We start from the raw sequence: 1882 nt of genomic DNA, 5'->3' as shown, positions 1-1882 counted from the left end.
CACCCACGCCCTCACCAGCCTCCACAAAAACCAACCCGAAACCCACACCATCACCACCACCCTCGCCCACCTCACCACCCACGGCACCCCCGTCAACTGGCACGCCTACTACGCCCACACCAAACCCCACACCACCCCCCTCCCCACCTACCCCTTCCAACACCACCGCTACTGGCTCGAATCCGCGGCACCGGCCGGCACCTTGAACCACCCGTTCCTCGACACCGCGGTCGGGCTCGCGGACGGCGACCGGTTCCTGCTCACCGGGAGCCTGTCGCTGACGGAGCACCCCTGGCTCGCCGACCACGCCGTGCGCGGCGACGTCCTGCTGCCCGGAACCGCGTTCGTGGAACTCGCCATGCAGGCCGCGCGCCACGTCAACCACGCGTTCCTCGCGGAACTCACCCTCGGCGCACCGCTCGTCCTCACCGAGGACACCGGTGTCCACCTCCAGGTCCTGGTGGACGAGCCGGACACCGGCGGGCGGGTGGTGAGCGTCTTCAGCCGCCCCTCTGACGCCTCGCCCGACGAGCCGTGGACCAAGCACGCCGAGGGCCGACTCGTCGCCGCGCGTCCCGCGTCCACCGACGGCGACCTGATCGTCTGGCCGCCGGCCACGGCCACGGCTCTGGATGCCGACCACTGCTACGCCGAGGGCTCCGAGCGGCAGTACGGTCCGGCGTTCCAGGGCCTGCGGCGTGCCTGGGTGCAGGAGGACGTCCTGTTCGCCGAGGTGGCCCTCGGCGCGGACCAGGCCGCCGACGCGGACGGCTTCGCGATCCACCCCGCGCTCCTGGACGCCGCGCTTCATCCCCTGGGGCTCGCGCCGTCCGGCGTCACCAGCGACGCGCCGCTGGTCCCGTTCTCCTGGAACAACGTGGCCGTGCCCGCGGTCAGCGCGAAGGAGCTGCGGATCCGGATCTCTCCCGTCGCGCCCGAGGCGGTGTCGTTGCTGATCGCCGACGCATCGGGCGCCCCCGTGCTCGAGATCGGCCGGCTCACCCTCCGCCCGCTGCAGCACGGCGCCGGGCACGGCTCGCGCTCGCTCTTCCGGACGTCGTGGGTGCGATCGGCGCCGCCCGCACTCGGCACCGAGCCGGAGATCGTCTACCTGCCCCGCCCTGCGGGAGACGACGCCGTCGAGTCCGCCGCGCAGACGCTCGCGGCCCTGCAGCAGTGGGCGGGCGACGAACAGGCCGCGGACGCCCGGCTGGCAGTGCTCACCACCGGCTCCTGCCTGCTGGACACCGACGCCGCGCCCGACCCCGCCCTGTCCCTGGCGAACGCGGCGCTGTGGGGGATGACGCGCTCGGCCCAGTCCGAGCATCCGGACCGCTTCGTACTCGTGGACGTCGACGACCTCGATTCGGACTGGCGCCCCGCGGTGGCGGCCGCCGTGGCCGCGGGTGAAACCCAGATCGCGGTCCGGAGCGGCGAAGTCCACGTCCCGCGACTGGTGCGGGCCGTCCCGAGCGGTGCCGAGGGCCCGGACTGGTCGTCCGCGACCGTGCTGATCACCGGGGCCACCGGTGCGCTCGGCCGTCTCGTCGCCCGGCACCTCGTGGTCGAGCACGGCGCGGGCGAGTTGCTCCTGGCCGCACGGCGTCCGGTCCCGGCGGAGTTGCTGGACGACCTGACCGAGGCCGGGGCGCACGTCACGTCCGTCGTCTGCGACGTCACCGACCGGGCCGACCTGGCCGCCGTGCTGGCCGCGGTACCCGCCGACCGGCCGCTCGCGGTGGTCCACTGCGCGGGCTCCGTCGACGACGCGGTCCTCGGCAACCAGACCCGCGGACACCTGGAGCGCGTCTTCGCGCCGAAGGCGACCGCGGCCTGGCACCTGCACGAACTCACCCGGGACCGCGACGTCACGGCGTTCGTC

The 1882-nt window shown here is 73.9% G+C and carries 1 protein-coding gene; it reads left to right on the top strand.

Features of this window, described 5'->3' with window-relative positions; all coding sequences use genetic code 11:
- Window positions 1-1882 (top strand): SDR family NAD(P)-dependent oxidoreductase (locus IF30_RS0140160; RefSeq protein ID WP_030248016.1); only part of this gene is annotated, 1882 nt, incomplete at both ends.

The organism is Streptomyces sp. NRRL S-350 (assembly GCF_000719705.1).
Lineage (GTDB): Bacteria > Actinomycetota > Actinomycetes > Streptomycetales > Streptomycetaceae > Kitasatospora.
This window is presented reverse-complemented; position numbering and strand designations above follow the sequence as displayed.